This is a genomic window from Streptomyces sp. NPDC051582, assembly GCF_040681715.1.
Taxonomy (GTDB): domain Bacteria; phylum Actinomycetota; class Actinomycetes; order Streptomycetales; family Streptomycetaceae; genus Streptomyces.
In genome coordinates, this window is sequence record NZ_JBFAZJ010000028.1 from 59,910 (window position 1) to 75,266 (window position 15,357).

15 protein-coding genes are annotated in these 15,357 nt (G+C 73.5%); 9 read left to right on the plus strand and 6 right to left on the minus strand.

Going from position 1 to position 15,357, the window contains the following annotated elements:
- Window positions 1-214: 214 nt before the first annotated feature.
- Entirely contained in the window at window positions 215-901 is a 687-nt protein-coding gene (locus tag AB0M92_RS30010; RefSeq protein WP_366105449.1) for a triacylglycerol lipase, read from the plus strand.
- 11 nt (window positions 902-912) lie between these two features.
- Here AB0M92_RS30010 and AB0M92_RS30015 read toward each other — a convergent pair whose 3' ends face one another.
- The gene (locus tag AB0M92_RS30015; protein ID WP_366105450.1) at window positions 913-1,494 is read right to left on the minus strand and encodes a hypothetical protein; all 582 of its coding nucleotides are present in this window, start codon (window positions 1,492-1,494) and stop codon (window positions 913-915) included.
- Window positions 1,495-1,572: 78 nt separating this feature from the next.
- Between AB0M92_RS30015 and AB0M92_RS30020 the strand changes: the two genes are divergently transcribed.
- The gene (locus tag AB0M92_RS30020) at window positions 1,573-2,310 is read left to right on the plus strand and encodes a hypothetical protein (protein ID WP_366105451.1); all 738 of its coding nucleotides are present in this window, start codon (window positions 1,573-1,575) and stop codon (window positions 2,308-2,310) included.
- A gap of 25 nt (window positions 2,311-2,335) precedes the next feature.
- Here the strand turns inward: AB0M92_RS30020 and AB0M92_RS30025 are convergent, their stop codons facing one another.
- On the minus strand, window positions 2,336-2,758 hold the full coding sequence (locus AB0M92_RS30025) for a MarR family transcriptional regulator (RefSeq protein ID WP_366105452.1): 423 nt from the start codon (window positions 2,756-2,758) through the stop codon (window positions 2,336-2,338).
- Window positions 2,759-2,862: 104 nt separating this feature from the next.
- Between AB0M92_RS30025 and AB0M92_RS30030 the strand changes: the two genes are divergently transcribed.
- The 3 genes from AB0M92_RS30030 to AB0M92_RS30040 all read left to right on the plus strand — a co-directional run bounded on the left by AB0M92_RS30030 (window position 2,863) and on the right by AB0M92_RS30040 (window position 5,301).
- Window positions 2,863-3,882 carry an NADP-dependent oxidoreductase gene (locus AB0M92_RS30030; protein ID WP_366105453.1) on the plus strand — a complete coding sequence of 340 codons (1,020 nt, stop codon included), beginning with the start codon at window positions 2,863-2,865 and terminating at the stop codon, window positions 3,880-3,882.
- A 64-nt stretch (window positions 3,883-3,946) separates the two neighbouring features.
- Window positions 3,947-4,369 carry an organic hydroperoxide resistance protein gene (locus AB0M92_RS30035; RefSeq protein ID WP_366105454.1) on the plus strand — a complete coding sequence of 141 codons (423 nt, stop codon included), beginning with the start codon at window positions 3,947-3,949 and terminating at the stop codon, window positions 4,367-4,369.
- Window positions 4,370-4,437: 68 nt separating this feature from the next.
- Window positions 4,438-5,301, plus strand: a complete 864-nt coding sequence (locus AB0M92_RS30040; protein WP_366105455.1) for an EI24 domain-containing protein — start codon at window positions 4,438-4,440, stop codon at window positions 5,299-5,301.
- 19 nt (window positions 5,302-5,320) lie between these two features.
- On the opposite strand, the gene AB0M92_RS30045 is transcribed toward AB0M92_RS30040, so the two are convergent.
- Window positions 5,321-6,046, minus strand: a complete 726-nt coding sequence (locus tag AB0M92_RS30045) for a hotdog fold domain-containing protein (protein WP_366105456.1) — start codon at window positions 6,044-6,046, stop codon at window positions 5,321-5,323.
- A 134-nt stretch (window positions 6,047-6,180) separates the two neighbouring features.
- On the opposite strand from AB0M92_RS30045, the gene AB0M92_RS30050 reads away from it, so the two are divergent.
- The 3 genes from AB0M92_RS30050 to AB0M92_RS30060 all read left to right on the plus strand — a co-directional run bounded on the left by AB0M92_RS30050 (window position 6,181) and on the right by AB0M92_RS30060 (window position 10,318).
- Window positions 6,181-6,768 (plus strand): DUF1707 and DUF4190 domain-containing protein, encoded by a 588-nt coding sequence (locus tag AB0M92_RS30050; RefSeq protein ID WP_366105457.1) that lies wholly within the window; start codon window positions 6,181-6,183, stop codon window positions 6,766-6,768.
- A 225-nt stretch (window positions 6,769-6,993) separates the two neighbouring features.
- Window positions 6,994-8,709 (plus strand): hypothetical protein, encoded by a 1,716-nt coding sequence (locus AB0M92_RS30055; RefSeq protein ID WP_366105458.1) that lies wholly within the window; start codon window positions 6,994-6,996, stop codon window positions 8,707-8,709.
- A gap of 13 nt (window positions 8,710-8,722) precedes the next feature.
- On the plus strand, window positions 8,723-10,318 hold the full coding sequence (locus tag AB0M92_RS30060; protein ID WP_366105459.1) for a DUF2142 domain-containing protein: 1,596 nt from the start codon (window positions 8,723-8,725) through the stop codon (window positions 10,316-10,318).
- A 47-nt stretch (window positions 10,319-10,365) separates the two neighbouring features.
- Here AB0M92_RS30060 and AB0M92_RS30065 read toward each other — a convergent pair whose 3' ends face one another.
- Window positions 10,366-11,079, minus strand: a complete 714-nt coding sequence (locus AB0M92_RS30065) for a carbon-nitrogen hydrolase family protein (protein ID WP_366105460.1) — start codon at window positions 11,077-11,079, stop codon at window positions 10,366-10,368.
- Between the two features lie 43 nt (window positions 11,080-11,122).
- The gene (locus tag AB0M92_RS30070) at window positions 11,123-11,704 is read right to left on the minus strand and encodes a TetR/AcrR family transcriptional regulator (protein ID WP_366105461.1); all 582 of its coding nucleotides are present in this window, start codon (window positions 11,702-11,704) and stop codon (window positions 11,123-11,125) included.
- A 143-nt stretch (window positions 11,705-11,847) separates the two neighbouring features.
- On the opposite strand from AB0M92_RS30070, the gene AB0M92_RS30075 reads away from it, so the two are divergent.
- On the plus strand, window positions 11,848-14,349 hold the full coding sequence (locus AB0M92_RS30075) for a glycoside hydrolase family 3 C-terminal domain-containing protein (protein WP_366105462.1): 2,502 nt from the start codon (window positions 11,848-11,850) through the stop codon (window positions 14,347-14,349).
- Window positions 14,350-14,434: 85 nt separating this feature from the next.
- Here the strand turns inward: AB0M92_RS30075 and AB0M92_RS30080 are convergent, their stop codons facing one another.
- A complete protein-coding gene (locus AB0M92_RS30080) occupies window positions 14,435-15,343 on the minus strand; it encodes an SGNH/GDSL hydrolase family protein (protein WP_366105463.1) in 909 nt (302 codons plus the stop codon).
- Window positions 15,344-15,357 lie beyond the last annotated feature (14 nt).

Genomic DNA, 15,357 nt, shown 5'->3' on the forward strand with positions numbered 1-15,357 from the left:
ATCCTCCCGAGAGCGCTGGCGCAAGAGTCCGGCGGCTGCCGGTTGCATTTCATATCTTCTCGGGCGAACGGGTCATACCGCCCGTTGTGCTGCTCCGGCCGGGTGTGTCGCACGGGGCGCGAGGTGCTGCACGGGGGTGGATTTCTGTACCGACAGGCAGCACGATGCCGCCACTGACCGCGCTACTCGCGCGTAACAAGGTAAAGGGGACCCCATGCTGACGCCCCGCCAGAGACTGCTCGCGCTCCTGACGCTCTGCCTGGCGCTCCTCGCACCCTTCCCGGCCCGGGCCGCCACCCCTGTGCAGTCGCACAACCCGGTCGTCTTCATCCACGGCTACAACGCCGACCCGGGCGTCTGGGGCGGCCTGCGCGAGGACATGCGCGCCGCCGGGTACGCGGACTCCGAGCTCTTCTCGTGGGGTTACGACACGCACCGGTCGGTCAACGAGGTCGTGGCCGGGCAGCTCGGCGCGTACGTCGACCAGGTCCGCCGGCAGACCGGCGCCGCCAAGGTCGACATCGTGGCGCACTCGCTCGGCTCGCTGGTCGGTCGCTGGTACGTGAAGTTCGGCGGCGGCACCGCCACCGTGGACCACTGGGTCTCGCTGGCCGGCCCCAACCACGGCACCTCCACCGCCTGGGCCTGCGCCCTGTGGGACCAGGCCTGCCGGGACATGACCCCCGGTTCGTACGTCGTGAAGAACCTGAACGCGGGGGACGAGACCCCGGGCGCGGTGAAGTACGCGACGTTCTGGTCGAACTGCGACGAGGTCGTCAACCCCGACGACAGCGTCCCGCTTGCCGGGGCGGCCAACACGCCGGTCGGCTGCCTGGGCCACAACGACCTGCTGGGGGACGACGCCACCTCGGCCGGGGTCCGGGCCTTCCTCGCCTCGTAGGGGTGTGTCCCCTAAACCTCGACCCCGTCGACCGCGACGCGCTGGAGCAGGCCGTACGTGAACTCCGCCACGCACGGCCGCCCCTGCGCACCGAACGCCAGACGCCACCGGGTCGGCGCGGTGCCCTCCAGCGGGCGCACCGGGGCGAAGGCCCGCGCCACCTCGTCCACGGTGGCCGACCAGGGCGACAGGTCCTCCGGGGTCCGCAGTACGGGCCCCGGCGCACCCGGGGCCCGGATCAGCCACTCGTTCCACACCGCCCCGTCCGGCGCCGCCAGCACCTCGAAGCGCAGGTCCGGCCAGAGCGGCACCGGCCACAGCAGGGCCTCGCACTCCAGATCGCCGATGGTGCGGGCGGCCGTGGACTGCGGCGGCCCGAGCACCGAGCGGTAGCGGGCCAGCGCACCGCGCGAGCGGGGCGAGCGCACCATCGCCTGCCAGCGCTTGTTCGCCTCCCGCTGCTCGGCGAGCGAGGCGCCGAGGCTGCGGCGCGCCGCCTCGGCGAGGTCCGGCCGGAAGTCCGCCATCCGACGCAGCAGCACCAGTTGGAAGGCGGCCGGACCGAAGGATCCCGGGGTTGCGGACGCAGTCATGGAGGCAACGATTCCACACAGGACCTCCACGAACCCGCGATACGGATGTTGCAGGGGACCACGTAGCGTGCGGACGTCATGGACTACTGCCACGCGTGCCGGAGACACCTCAACGGCGCCCTGGCGTGCGCCGGCTGCGGTACCCCGATCGAGTACCTGCCGCCCGCCGCACCCGGGGTGTCCGCCGTGCCCGCAGGCCCGTACGGCTCCGCGCGGGCCGAGGCAGAGGACCCGTTCGCCGATCCGTTCGCGGACTCGCTCGTCGTGCTGTCCGGTGCCGACCGGGGCGGCCGGGCCGGATCGCGGCGCCGCGCCACGCACCGCAGGCGCCGCCGGACCCTCCTGACGCTCGGGCTGGGCCTGGCGCTCGCGGCCGGGGGCACGGTCGTGCTGGCCCGGATCGTCACCGAGGGGCAGAAGACCGACCGCGCGGCCGAGGTGGTGCTCACCGACGGGAACGGCCCGCAGGACCCGGGTCCGCTGCCGAGCGGCAAGGGGACCCCCGCCGCGCCCACGCCGCTGCAGCCGGTGAAGGCCTCCGGGTCCGCGAAGGCCGCCGCGGGCGGTCCGCAGTCGGCCGCTCCCGGGGCGTCCGCCGAGGGGTCCGCGCAGCCGGGTCCGACGGTGTCCGCCTCCGCGTCGGGCAGGACGGGGCCGACCAAAGGGGCCACCGGGTCGGGGCCGTCCGTAAAGCCGAGTCAGTCGGGGAAGCCGTCGCCGAGCGCTTCCGGGTCGGCGCAGCCGCCCTCGCCGAGCCCCAGTCCCACGCCGGAGCCGCCCAAGTGCAAGTGGTGGCAGATCTTCTGCACGGAGTAGGACACGGAGCGGTGCCCCGGGCGCTTCAGCCCAGCATCCGCTTGAGCAGGTCCCGCAGCGCCGCCCGCTCCGCCGTGGACAGTCCGGCCAGCGGTTCCCGCGCGAAGTCCAGCGATTCCCGCAGCCGGTCCGCGGTCTGCAGGCCCTCCTGCGTCGGGGCGGCCAGCTTCACCCGGCGGTCCGCCGGGTCCGGCCTGCGCTCGACCAGGCCGCGCGATTCCAGCCGGTCCACGATGCCCGTGATGTTCGAGGGCTCGCACTTCAGCTGCTGGGCGATCCGGCGCATCGGCATCGGCTCCAGGGACAGCAGGTTCAGCACCCGCGCCTGGGCGCCGGTGAGCTGGTGGCTGGCTGCCGCGTCCTCGTACTCCTCGTGGTAGCGGGCCACGACGGAGCCGATGAGCTCGACAACCTCAAGGGTCAGGGGATCTGTGCGGCGACTGGGCATGGATCCAGAGTACCCATTTACTTGACAACATGAAATATCCAGGAGCATGGTTGTTTCACCTGCTGAAGTATTCAGTCGATTCGATTCCTTGATCGGGAGCACCCATGTCTGAGATCCCTGCCGTCAGCCGCGAGTGGCACCTCGTCCGCCGTCCGCAGGGCTGGCCCGTCGCCGAGGACTTCGCCCTGCGCGAGGTCGAGGTAGCGGCCCCGGCCCCCGGCCGGATCCTGGTGCGCAACCTGCACATGTCGGTGGACCCGTACATGCGCGGCCGCATGAACGACGTGAAGTCCTACGTCCCGCCGTTCCAGCTGGACCAGCCGATGGACGGCGGCGCGGTCGGCGAGGTCGTCGCCTCCGCCGACGAGCGGTTCGCGGTCGGCGACCACGTACTGCACGGCCTGGGCTGGCGCGAGTACGCCGACGTGGATGCCAAGCACGCCACCAAGGTCGACGCCGCCCTCGCCCCGCTCTCCGCCTACCTCGGCGTGCTCGGCATGCCGGGCCTGACCGCCTACGCGGGCCTCTTCGAGGTGGCCTCCTTCAAGGAGGGCGACACCGTCTTCGTCTCCGGCGCGGCCGGCGCGGTCGGCAGCCTCGTCGGCCAGTTCGCGAAGATCAAGGGCGCCGCCCGGGTCATCGGCTCGGCCGGTTCGGACGAGAAGGTGACGCTCCTCACGGAGAAGTACGGCTTCGACGCCGCCTTCAACTACAAGAACGGCCCGGTCGGCGAGCAGCTGAAGGAGGCCGCCCCCGAGGGCATCGACGTCTACTTCGACAACGTCGGCGGCGACCACCTGGAGGCCGCCATCTCCTCCCTGAACGTGCACGGCCGCGCCACCCTGTGCGGGGCGATCGCCCAGTACAACGCCACCGAGCCCACCCCGGGCCCGCGCAACCTGGCCCTGGTCATCGGCAAGCGGCTGCGCCTGCAGGGCGTGCTCGTCGGCGACCACGCCGGGCTCCAGCCGCAGTTCGTCCAGGACGTCGCCGGCTGGCTGCGCTCCGGCGAGCTCGTGGCCGACGAGACCGTCTTCGAGGGCGTGGAGAAGGCGACCGAAGCCTTCCTGGGCATGCTGCGCGGCGAGAACACCGGAAAGATGATCGTTTCCTTCACCGGTTAGGCTCACCCCACACCGTCGTGATCGTGGGCGCGAGTCACGGCGATTACCAGGAGGATCTCTTCACATGTCCATCCAGCAGTCCGACGTCCTGTACACCGCCGTCGCCACCGCCGAGAACGGCCGTGACGGTCGCGTCGCGACCAACGACGGCCAGCTCGACGTCGTCGTGAACCCGCCGAAGGAAATGGGCGGCAGCGGCGCCGGCACCAACCCGGAGCAGCTGTTCGCCGCCGGCTACAGCGCCTGCTTCCAGGGTGCGCTCGGTGTCGTGGCCCGAAACGAGAACGCGGACATCTCCGGCTCGACCGTCACCGCCGAGGTCGGCATCGGCAAGAACGACGACGGCTTCGGCCTGATCGTCAAGATCTCCGCCTCGATCCCGAACGTGGACGCCGCCACCGCCAAGGACCTCATCGAGAAGGCCCACCAGGTCTGCCCGTACTCCAAGGCGACCCGCGACAACATCACGGTCGAGCTCGCCGTCTGATCGCGCTCGCACCGAGCGGAGGCCGCACCCCGATCACGGGGTGCGGCCTTCGCCGTAAGCTGTGCCCCATGCGTGATCTTGCGGGGGGATTCGGTCATCTGCTGGCCGGACAGCGATGGGTGTTCCGTAACGGCCGGTGGCTCGGGTTCGGCCTGCTGCCCGGACTGCTCGCGCTGGTGCTCTACACCGGCGCACTCATCGGGCTCGGCTACGGCGCCGACGACCTGACGGCGTGGGCCACGCCCTTCGCCGACGGCTGGGGCTCTCCCTGGCTCGGTCTCTTCCGCGGTTTCCTGACCGCCCTCGTCTTCTGCCTCGGCCTCTTCGTCGCGGTGATCACCTTCACCGCGGTGACCCTGCTGATCGGCCAGCCGTTCTACGAGTCCCTCTCGGAGCAGGTCGACCGCAGCGTCGGCGGCGACGCCCCGGAATCCGGGCTGCCGCTGGCCAAGGAGCTGTGGATCTCGGCCCGCGACAGCCTCAAGGTGCTCGGCCGGGTGCTGCTGTACGGGATCCTGCTCTTCGCACTGGGCTTCATCCCCGTCGTAGGACAGACCGTGGTCCCCGCGATCGGGTTCTGCGTGTCCGGGTTCTTCCTCACCGAGGAGCTCACCGCCGTGGCGCTCCAGCGCCGCGAGGTGGAGCTGAAGGAACGTCTCGTCATGCTGCGCGGACGCCGCGCGATGGTGCTCGGTTTCGGCGTTCCGCTGGTGCTGGCCTTCCTGGTGCCGCTGGTCGCGGTGTTCCTGATGCCGGGGGCGGTGGCCGGTGCCACGCTCATGGTCCGGGAGCTGCGCGGCGAGGACGAGGAGCGGGCCGCCGCGGACGGGGCGGGCGACGGGGCCGGGGAGCCCGGGCCGTACGCGCGGCCGTACGCGGACCCGCACCAGCACCGACACCCCGCGCCGCAGCAGAACCCGTACGCGCAGTAGCCCGGACACCGGACACCCCCTAGGCCTGCGGGCGGGGCTCCACCCACAGGGCCTCGGCGATCGCGCACAGGTCGCCGTCGGCGGTGGCCAGGGCCGTGCCCACGCGGTACTTGCGGCCCTCGCTGCCCAGCAGCCAGGCGTACGAGACGAGGTCCGAGCCGACCTCCACCGGGCGCAGCAGCCGCACGGTCAGGGCCGCCGTGACGGCGCCGGCCCGCCGGCCGTCGAGCAGCCGCCCGGCCGCGTTGCCCGGGCAGTCCAGCGCACCCCACACCAGCTCGGGCGGCAGCAGTCCGTCGGAGTCGCCGAGGGCGGGACCCGGGGTCCAGGCCGCCGCGACCAGCGGGGCGCCGCAGACCCGGCCGCAGTGCAGGCGCAGCCCGGTGTCCGGGGTGCGGTGCAGGCCGCAGCCGAAGCAGTCGACCATTCCGTCCGGGGGCGCCGCCCGATAGGCGTCGGCCGCGGCCGACGCGAGCTCCCATGACGGGGGCCCGGGGGCCTCCGCCGCCGGCTCGGCGGGGACGGCCGCGGCGAGCAGGAGCTCGCCGTCCACCAGCCGGGCGCCGCCGTCGGCGGTCGGGGCGAGCCGGACCGGGGCGTCCGTGGGCACCGGCCGGCGGAAGTCCACCCGCACGGTCTTCGCGGCGGCCCGCGCGGCCAGCACTCCGGCCACGTAGCCGCCGAAGGCCACCCCGGGATATCCGCTGAGGTGGGACGGAACCGTGATCGTCTCGAAGTCGGTCATGCCCGCCACCCCATCACACGCGTCGTCCTCGTCACAGGTGCGGGCCCGGGGGTCGCGCAACTATCGTGGCGGCCCGTTCGTCCTCCATCCTGGAGAGACGCGTACCGCGCGCAGGGGCTTCGGGAGGTGGCCGGATGGCCGAACAGCCGTGGGGGCAGCCGTACCCGGTCCGCCCTCAGCAGCAGGCGTACGGGCAGCCGTGGCAGCCCGCGCCCACCGCGCAGTCCGCGATGCGGGCCTCGCACACCGACCGGGACCGGACGGTGGACGTGCTCAAGGCCGCGTACGCCGAGGGCCGGCTCTCCCGCGAGGAGTACGGGCAGCGCTTCGACGCCGTGTACAAGGCGCAGACGTACGGCCAGCTCGCGCAGCTGGTCGCGGACCTGCCGGCCGGGCCGATGCCGGGCCCGTTCGGTGGCGCGGCGGGGCTGCCCGCCGCGTACGGGCCGATGCCCCTGCCCATGCCGCCGCCCATGCCCCTGCCCGCCCGCCAGGTCAACGGGATGGCGATCACCTCGCTCGCGCTCGGCGTGCTGAGCCTGCCGACCCTGGGGGCCGCCGGCCTGGGCGCCGTGGCCACCGGGCACATCGCCAAGGCGCAGATCCGGGCCCGGGGCGACGAGGGCGCCGGGCTCGCGACGATCGGGCTGGTGCTCGGCTGGCTCTCGGTGGGCGGCTGGGTGCTGCTCTTCCTGCTCGCCGGACTCGGGGCCCTCGACTGACGTGAGCCGCGCAGGGCGGCGGATTACGCCGTTCCGGGGCCGGTGGCCGTCGCCGGCGGCCCGATAGTATGCGTGGCGGCAAGCGCCGAGGCCGTCCCACACCGTCCCCCAGTGGGTCCGGAGCCGGGCTGTGGATCGCCGAGGACGACGACCGGCCGTCGAGCCGAGCACCGACCAGCAGTAGGGACACCGTCAGTGACAGTCAGTACCGAGGGGTCGGCGGCCGTGCGCCCTGTTCCCCCGAGCGGACCGGACGCGCCCGCCCCCGGCAGCCCGAAGTCCTCGGATGCGGACCGGGCCCGGGCCCCGCGACGCGCCCTGCGCACCCGCGGCGGGCTCCTGCTGCTGGAAGCCGCCGTGGCGTTCGCGGCGGCGCTGCTCCTCCCGCTGCTGGCGCGCGGCTTCAAGCTCAACCCCCTCAACCGGATCGCGCAGGTCAGCGGGCTGGCCGCGATCCAGCTGCGGTTCGCGCTGGTCGGGCTCCTGTTCATCGGCGCCGTGGTGCTGGCGATGCGGCTGCGCGGCGGCCGCCACTTCGACCTGGCCACGCGCCTGGCCGCCGCGGCCCTCGCGGGTCTGGCCAGCGGGTTCGTCGCGGCGGGCGCCGTCGTGGCGCTGCTGGGCACGCCGTGGCCGATGTTCGGCCTCAACGGCGACAGCGGCCGCATCGTCGAATGGGCCCACGCCGTCGCGAACGGACTGCCCTCGGGCTCACCGGTCTACCCGCCGATGCCGCTCTACACGCTCGGCTACTACGCCGAGTGGTTCCACGGCGGCAACACCGCGTACGCCTTCAAGGACCTCCAGATCCTCGGCGCCGCCGCCTTCGGCCCGCTCGTGTACCTGGCCTGGCGGATGCTGCTGAGCCCCGTACGGGCGCTGGCCTTCGGCGTCGTGCCCGCGTTCGCGCTGATCGACTCGTACAAGCCGTACAGCCAGACCGTGCTCGTCCTGCTGATCCCGGTGCTGGTGGCCATGGTCGTGGCGCTGCGCCGCAGCGGCACGGAGGGCTGGCGCCCGCTGCTGCTCAAGGGCGCCGGGTTCGGCGCGGTGCTGGGCGTGCTGTTCCTCACGTACTCGGGCTGGTTCCTGTGGAGCGCCGCCGGCGTGCTCTTCGCCGCCCTGCTCTACTTCCCGTGGAAGGGCGGCCGGCTCAAGGGCGCGGCCTTCATGGGCAGCGCCCTGGCGGCGTTCCTCGTGGTGGCCGGGCGCTACCTGATGGTCATGCTGAAGGAAGGGCAGACCACCAAGGACTACAACTTCCGCTTCGACAACTTCACCGACCCGGCCTACTACCTGATGTGGCGCACCGACATGCCCGGCAAGGTGGGCGACTGGCCGCCGCCGGGGGAGTTCGGCGGGGTCGGGCTGTTCGCCCTGGTGACCTTCGTGTGCCTGGGCGCCGCGATCTGGCTGGGCCTGCGCAAGCCGCTCGTCGTCACCATCGCCGCGATGTTCATCAGCGCGTGGGTCATGCGCATGTACATCGCCTCGCACATGTACGAGACGCAGACGGTCCAGCTCTACACGCGCACCAACAACCAGCTGCTCTACTGCGGGCTGATCCTGTGCGCGCTGGTGGCGCACCTGGTTTCGCTGAAGCTGGCCGAGCGGCGCACGGCGTCCGGGGCCACCGCGTCCACCGAGGGGGCCCCGTCCGCACCCGAGGACGGCGCCGCGTCCGCGCCCGACGCGGTCCGCACCGGTTTCCCCGGCCGCGAGGGCGCCGTGATCGGGACCCTGTGCGCCCTGCTCCTGCTGCTCGGCACGGTCTCCTCCTCGATGTCCGACCGCTACATGCCGGCGCAGGACGGCACCTACCGGATCCTGCCCTGGGTCTCGCACACCATCCGGCAGCAGGACGGGAAGTGTCCGAAGTTCGCGCCGAAGGGCGAGTGCTCCAAGGACGGCGACCAGAGCTGGCTGAGCTACATCCGATGACCAGAGGGAACCGATGATCTCCGCACTGACGCGCCTGGCCGACTGGTCGGCCCGGACCCCGAAGCGGCTCTGGGCCATCGCCTTCGCACTGTTCTTCGCGCTGGCGGCCTCCTGGTCCGCCGCCACCCCGCTCGGCGGCTCCCCGGACGAGCACGCCCACTTCATCCGCGCGGCCGCCGTCGCCCGGGGGCAGATCGGCGGCACCGAGGTGATGGTCCCGCACATGGTGGCGGGCATCGAGGGCAAGTTCGCCGAGACCGGGGTACGGCTCCCCGAGTGGTACAAGCCGCTGCCCCATCAGCACGAGTGCTACGCCTGGCACGAGGACGAGCCCGCCTCCTGCGCGCCCGCGATCGGGCACTCGGAGAAGACCGTCCAGGTCACCACGGCCGCCGGCCGCTACCACCCGGCGTACTACCTCGTGACCGGCTGGCCGAGCCTGCTCGTCGACGGCCCCAAGGGGCTGTACCTGATGCGGCTGATGTCGGCGGCGCTGTGCTCGGCCCTGCTGGCCAGTGCGGTCGTCACGGCCGCCGAGTGGCGGCGCCGGCGCTCGGTGGCGCTGCTCGGAGTGTTCACCGCGGCCACGCCGATGGCCCTGTACATGGCCGGCATGGTCAACCCCAGCGGCGGTGAGATCGCCGCCGGCGTCCTCGTGTGGACGGCCCTGCTGTCGATCCTGATGTCGCCGGATCCGCGGCTGCTGAACCGGCGGCTGGCGAGGGTCGGCATCGGCGGGCTCGTACTGATCAACATCCGCCCGCTGGGGCTGATCTGGTTCTCCGGCGCGGTCTTCTTCGGCCTGCTGCTCGCCCACCGCGGCGTCCTGCGCTCCGTGCTGCGCCGCAAGGCCCTGTGGGCCTGGACCGCGCTGCTCGGACTGGCCACGGCCGGAGCGCTGCTCTGGGCCGGGGCGCATCCCGACAACTCGGTGATCAACACGCCCAAGACCCTCACCGCCAAGGAAGCGGCCCGGCAGACCTTCGGCAACACCGAGACGTACGTCCACCAGATGCTCGGCTACTTCGGCTGGCTCGACACGCCGGCGCCCGCCTTCACCTGGCTGGTCTGGCTGGGCGTGATCGCGGTCGTCACCGGGCTGGCGCTGGCGTACGGCCGGGGGCGCGAGGCGCTGGCGCTGGTCGGCATGCTCGTGGCCATCGTGGTGGTGCCGGTCGCGGCCCAGGCGTCGCAGGCGGAACAGCTCGGCATGGTCTGGCAGGGCCGCTACCTGCTGCCGTTCGCCGTGGGCCTGCCGCTGATGGCGGTGCTGATCTGCGCGAGCCGGGCGCCCGAGCAGGGGTTCCCGTGGCGCAGGCTCGTCGGTTTCGGCGTCGCCGGGCTGGCGCTGGCGAACGCGGCGGCGTTCTTCTGGGCGCTGCGGCGCTTCGCGGTCGGAGTCAACGGGCCGTGGGTGCCGTTCTCGGCGCACTGGGCACCGCCCGGCGGCTGGGTGCCGTGGACCGTGCTCTACACGGCGGCGGCGTTCGCGCTGGTGCTGCCGGCGCTGGTACGGGACCGGGAGCCCGCCGCGGTGGAGGATCCCGCGGGGCGGGACGACGACATCACGCGCACCGGACGGCACTCGAAGGTGCCCGCGATCGGCTGACGGACCGCCCGGGGGCGGGCCCGTCCGCGCTCCCGGCCGCCCGGCCATCAGGCGCCGATGTCGGCCGTCACCACCGAGGCCGTACGGTCGTCCGCCTCGGCCAGCGGCAGGCCGCCCGGCGCCCACACCGCCGAGCGGCCGCAGCCGGTCCACGGGCCCGCCGGGCCGACGTGGTTGGCGACGACGACGTACAGGTCGTGCTCGTCGGCGATCCCGGGGTACACCGTGGCCAGCTCCCGGATGCCGTCGCCCGTTCCGTACAGGGAGCTCGCCAGGTGGACCCGGCAGCCGTCTGCCGCCGCACTGTCGGTGACCTCCGGGAAGTGGTTGTCGTAGCAGACGCCGAGCGAGAAGCGGATGCCGCCGAGCGTGAAGCGGCCCGGGCTCCCGCCCGCCGCGAACACGCCCTGCTCGTGCTCGTACAGGTGCTGCTTGGCGTACGTGGTCACATGGCTGCCGTCCGCCCCGTAGACCAGGGTCGCGAGGGCGGGTCGCGGGCCCGCCGTGCGCAGCGCGGCGTTGACCGCGACGGCGATGCCGGTGGAGCGCAGCGGATCCAGCCGGGGGTCTTCGGCGCCGGCCAGCCACAGCCCGGGGTCGGCGGCCAGGGCGTCCAACGCGTAGCCGGTGAGGGTCAGCTCGGGGAACACGACGAGCTCGGCGCCCTGCGCCCGGGCCTCGGCGGCCAGGGCGGCGCTGCGCTCCGCGTTGGCGGGCAGGTCGGCCGGGACACAGGTGAGCTGTGCTGCTGCGATCTTCACGGACCCAGCATGCCAGCCCGCCGCCGGACCCTCGCGGGCTGCTCTACGGAGCGCCTTCCGGCCCGCGCAGCAGGGTCAGGAAGGAGCGGAAGGCGGCCGGCATGTCCACGGACTCCGGGGCGAGCAGCCACTGGTACTGGAGGCCGTCCATGACCGCGGTCAGCAGCGGGGCGGCCTGCTCCGGGGTGAGGCCCGACGGCAGCCGGTCGCCGAACTCGGCGCGCAGCACCGCCGCCATCTCGGAGCGCACCTGCGCGTAGCGCTCGGTGAAGAACTCCCGCGCCGGATGCCCGTCCGTGACGCTCTCGCCCAGCAGCGCCGAGAACGTCTGCACGATGCCGGGGCGCATGGCGTTGTACTCCACCAGCGAGGCCAGCAGGTCCAGGCGCCAGGTGCCGGCCGAGGCGCGGGAGCCGCCTCCGGTGTCCCAGCGGTCGCGCTCCTCCAGCACCGCGACCAAGAGCGCCTCCTTGGTCGGGAAGTAGTGCAGCAGCCCCTGCTGGGTCAGACCGACGCGCTCGGCCACCGCGCCCAGCGAGGCACCGCGGTAGCCGCGCTCCGCGATCACCTCGACCGCCGCGCGGACGATGTCGCCGCGCCGCTCCTCGCTCCTCGCCCTGGCCATGGCCCCGTACCTCTTCCGCTCACGCCGTGCCCGCCTCGGCGGCGGGACCGTACGTACGTTATCTGAACATCACGAAAACATTACGAACCCTACCGCTCTACCGGTAACGGGTCCACGATGGGGGACACCCCGCGGCACCCGCAATGCCGTCACCCGCACGCACCCAACGAGGAGGCACGGCCGTGACCGATGCCGATCAGGTCCGCCACGACGCCGTAGAGGCGGCGCTCGGCAAACTGGACCTCGACACCAAGGCCCGCCTCCTGGCCGGCCAGGACATGTGGTCCCTGCCCGCCGTTCCCGAGATCGGGCTGAAGTCCCTGGTCATGTCCGACGGCCCCATCGGGGTCCGCGGCGTGCGCTGGACCGCCGACGACCCGTCCATCGCCCTGCCCTCCCCGACGGCCCTCGCCGCCGCCTGGGACCCCGGGCTCGCCCGCCGCGCCGGCCGCCTCCTCGCCCAGGAGGCCCGCCGCAAGGGCGTCCACGTCCTCCTCGCCCCCACCGTCAACCTGCACCGTTCCCCGCTCGGCGGCCGCCACTTCGAGTGCTACTCCGAGGACCCGTACCTGACCGGCGCCATCGGCTCCGGTTACGTGAACGGTGTCCAGGACGGCGGTGTCGGCACGACCGTCAAGCACTTCGTCGGCAACGACGCCGAGACCGAGCGGTTCACCGTCGACAGCGTCATCGCCCCGCGCCCGCTGCGCGAGCTGTACCTGGCGCCCTTCGAGGCGATCGTGGCCAACGCCCACCCCTGGGGCATCATGACGGCGTACAACCGGGTCAACGGCACGACGATGACCGAGCACCGGTACCTCGTCAACGACGTCCTGCGCGGCCAGTGGGGCTTCGACGGGTACAACGTCTCCGACTGGATGGCCGCACGCTCCACCACCGGCGACATCCTCGGCGGCCTCGACGTCGCCATGCCCGGACCGCAGACCGTGTACGGGCCCGCCCTCGCCGGGGCCGTCCGGGCCGGCGAGGTCCCGGAGTCCGCCGTGGACGAGGCCGTGCGCAACGTACTGCGCCTCGCCGCCCGCGTCGGGATCCTGGAGGGCGCCCCGGCCGCCGTCACCGAGGCCCCGGCCCCGATCGACGGCCAGGCGCTGGCCCGCGAGCTCGCCGCCCGCGGCTTCGTCCTCGTACGCAACGAGAACGGGGCCCTCCCGCTGGACGCCGCTCCCGGCCGCACCGTCGCCCTGCTCGGCGCCGCCGCCCGCGACGCCCGTGTCCTCGGCGGCGGCTCGGCCACCGTCTTCCCCGAGCGGATCGTCTCCCCGCTGGACGGGCTGGGCGCCGCCCTCCCGGAAGGGGCCCTGACCTTCCGCGTCGGAGCCGACCCCTCCGGCGAACTCACCGCCGCCGACAAGGGCTTCGCGCTCCGCGCGATCTGCCGCGACGCCTCCGGCGCCGTCCTCGGCGAGGGCAGCCTGCCGACCGGCCAGGTCCAGTGGATCGGCGACGACCTGCCCGCGGGCGCCTCGTACGAGACCATGGCGAGCATCGAGGTCACCGGTACGTTCGTGCCGCGCGAGAGCGGCGAGCACGCCTTCGGCACCCGCGGGCTCGGCGCGTTCGCCCTCGCCGTCGGCGGCGAGACCCTCTGGGACGGCGTCCAGCCGATGGGCGACGAGGCCGACCCCTTCGAGGCCTTCTTCGGCGCCCCCAGCGAACGCGGCCGCGTCACCCTCGCCGAAGGGGAGGCCGTCGAGGTCTCGCTGACCTTCCAGGTCCCCGACACGAGCACCCTGCCGCTCAAGGCGATCATGTTCTCGCTGCTCCACCTCGGCCCGCGGCGCGACGCCGACGAGCTGATCGCCGAGGCCGTGGAAGCCGCCCGCGCCGCCGACACCGCGGTCGTGGTCGTCGCGACCACCGAGCGCGTGGAGTCCGAGGGCTTCGACCGCACCGATCTGCGCCTGCCGGGCCGCCAGGACGACCTCGTGCGCGCCGTCGCCGCCGCCAACCCGAACACCGTGGTCGTCGTCAACGCCGGCTCCCCGGTCGAGCTGCCGTGGCGCGACGAGGTGGCCGCCGTCCTCCTGACCTGGTTCCCCGGGCAGGAGGGCGGGGCCGCGCTGGCCGACGTACTCCTCGGGCTCGCCGAGCCGGGCGGTCGCCTGCCCACCACCTGGCCCGCGCGGTTCGCCGACGCGCCGGTCACCGAGGTGATCCCGGCCGAGGGGCGCCTGGAGTACGGCGAGGGCCTCTTCATCGGCTACCGGGCGTACGAGCGCCACGGCATCGCCCCCGCCTACCCGTTCGGCCACGGCCTCGGCTACACCGACTGGGCGTACGAGTCCCTGGAGGTCACCGGCGCCACCGCCCGGGTCCGCGTCACCAACACCGGCACCCGGGCCGGCCGCGAGGTCGTCCAGCTCTACGTCGCTCCCGCCGACACGGCGTCCGGGGGCGCGCGGAGCACGGCCGTGGAGCGCCCGGCGAGCTGGCTGGCCGCGTTCGCGGGCGTCGAGGCGGGCCCCGGCGAGAGCGTCGAGGCCGAGATCACCCTGCCCGCCCGGGCCTTCGAGGTCTGGGACGAGGAGGCCGGCCGCTGGCGGCGGATCGGCGGCGCCTACGAGGTCCGCGCGAGCCACGCCCACGGCGACACGCGCCTGACCGCGACCCTGGAGGTCTGACACTCCAGGGGTGGCCGGAAATCACCCACGAACCGGACCGGGGGCAGGCCCTGACACCCGCCCCCGGTCCCCCGTCCTTCGCGCGTCAGCGCGGCGGCTCGGCCGCCGTCACCTGGCGGTGCGCCAGCTCCGCGAGCCGCGCCTGCCCGTCCTTGCCGGGATGGAACCAGTCCCAGCGGCTCAACTGTTCGGCGGCGAAGGGGTACTGGAACACCGCGCCGCCGTCGTAGCGGCACAGCGCGTCCTTCGCGCAGACCTCGCGCAGCACCTCGTTGTACTCGACCACCCGCGCCCGCACCTGCTCGCGCCGGGCCGTCGCCCCGGTGGCCACCGACAGCGGGTCCGCGAGCATCGACTGACAGATCCCCAGTTTCCAGATCTGCCGCACCATGGGGGTGTCCTTGCCCTGCTCCCACAGCCGCTGGAGGTCCGGCACGCTGGAGACGTACACCTGGGTGGCGGGGGAGGCGCTGCGCAGACCGGCGAGGGCCTTCTCGAACCCGGCCCGGAACTCCGCCACCGGCGTCATCGACGAAGCCGTGGGCCGGCAGGCGTCGTTCGAGCCCACCATCACCGTGACCAGGTCGGGCCTGTGCTCCGCGGCCGAGGCCAGCTGCCCCGTCAGGTCCGCCATCCGCGCCCCCGTCACGGCGTAGTTCCAACTGCGCGCCGGCACCTCGGCCTCCCCGAGCAGGCGGGCCGCGAGCGAGTGGACGGCAGGGTCGTTCCCGGTGGCCCAGGAGACCTCCGGGCAGTCGGCCAGCACCGAACAGGCGTCGAAGCCCCGGGTGATGGAATCGCCGACGGCGGCCACCGACGCGGGCGCGGTGTTCCAGCGCGGCCCGGCCTGCGACCCGCGCTCACCCTCCGTGTCCGACCCGCCCGACTGACACCCGGTCAGCACCCCGGCCAGGAGGGCCACCGCCGCGCCCGCTCCCGCGAACGTCCGGCGCCGGGACGTGCGCGCTCGGCGTCGCATGGCGGTGGTGCGCATCGGGTGGTTCCCTC

Coding starts and splice junctions, on each gene's coding strand:
- AB0M92_RS30010 (WP_366105449.1), top strand. CDS start 215: ATGCTGACGCCCCGCCAGAGACTGCTCGCGCTCCTGACGCTCTGCCTG.
- AB0M92_RS30015 (WP_366105450.1), bottom strand. CDS start 1,494: ATGACTGCGTCCGCAACCCCGGGATCCTTCGGTCCGGCCGCCTTCCAA.
- AB0M92_RS30020 (WP_366105451.1), top strand. CDS start 1,573: ATGGACTACTGCCACGCGTGCCGGAGACACCTCAACGGCGCCCTGGCG.
- AB0M92_RS30025 (WP_366105452.1), bottom strand. CDS start 2,758: ATGCCCAGTCGCCGCACAGATCCCCTGACCCTTGAGGTTGTCGAGCTC.
- AB0M92_RS30030 (WP_366105453.1), top strand. CDS start 2,863: ATGTCTGAGATCCCTGCCGTCAGCCGCGAGTGGCACCTCGTCCGCCGT.
- AB0M92_RS30035 (WP_366105454.1), top strand. CDS start 3,947: ATGTCCATCCAGCAGTCCGACGTCCTGTACACCGCCGTCGCCACCGCC.
- AB0M92_RS30040 (WP_366105455.1), top strand. CDS start 4,438: ATGCGTGATCTTGCGGGGGGATTCGGTCATCTGCTGGCCGGACAGCGA.
- AB0M92_RS30045 (WP_366105456.1), bottom strand. CDS start 6,046: ATGACCGACTTCGAGACGATCACGGTTCCGTCCCACCTCAGCGGATAT.
- AB0M92_RS30050 (WP_366105457.1), top strand. CDS start 6,181: ATGGCCGAACAGCCGTGGGGGCAGCCGTACCCGGTCCGCCCTCAGCAG.
- AB0M92_RS30060 (WP_366105459.1), top strand. CDS start 8,723: ATGATCTCCGCACTGACGCGCCTGGCCGACTGGTCGGCCCGGACCCCG.
- AB0M92_RS30070 (WP_366105461.1), bottom strand. CDS start 11,704: ATGGCCAGGGCGAGGAGCGAGGAGCGGCGCGGCGACATCGTCCGCGCG.
- AB0M92_RS30075 (WP_366105462.1), top strand. CDS start 11,848: ATGCCGTCACCCGCACGCACCCAACGAGGAGGCACGGCCGTGACCGAT.
- AB0M92_RS30080 (WP_366105463.1), bottom strand. CDS start 15,343: ATGCGCACCACCGCCATGCGACGCCGAGCGCGCACGTCCCGGCGCCGG.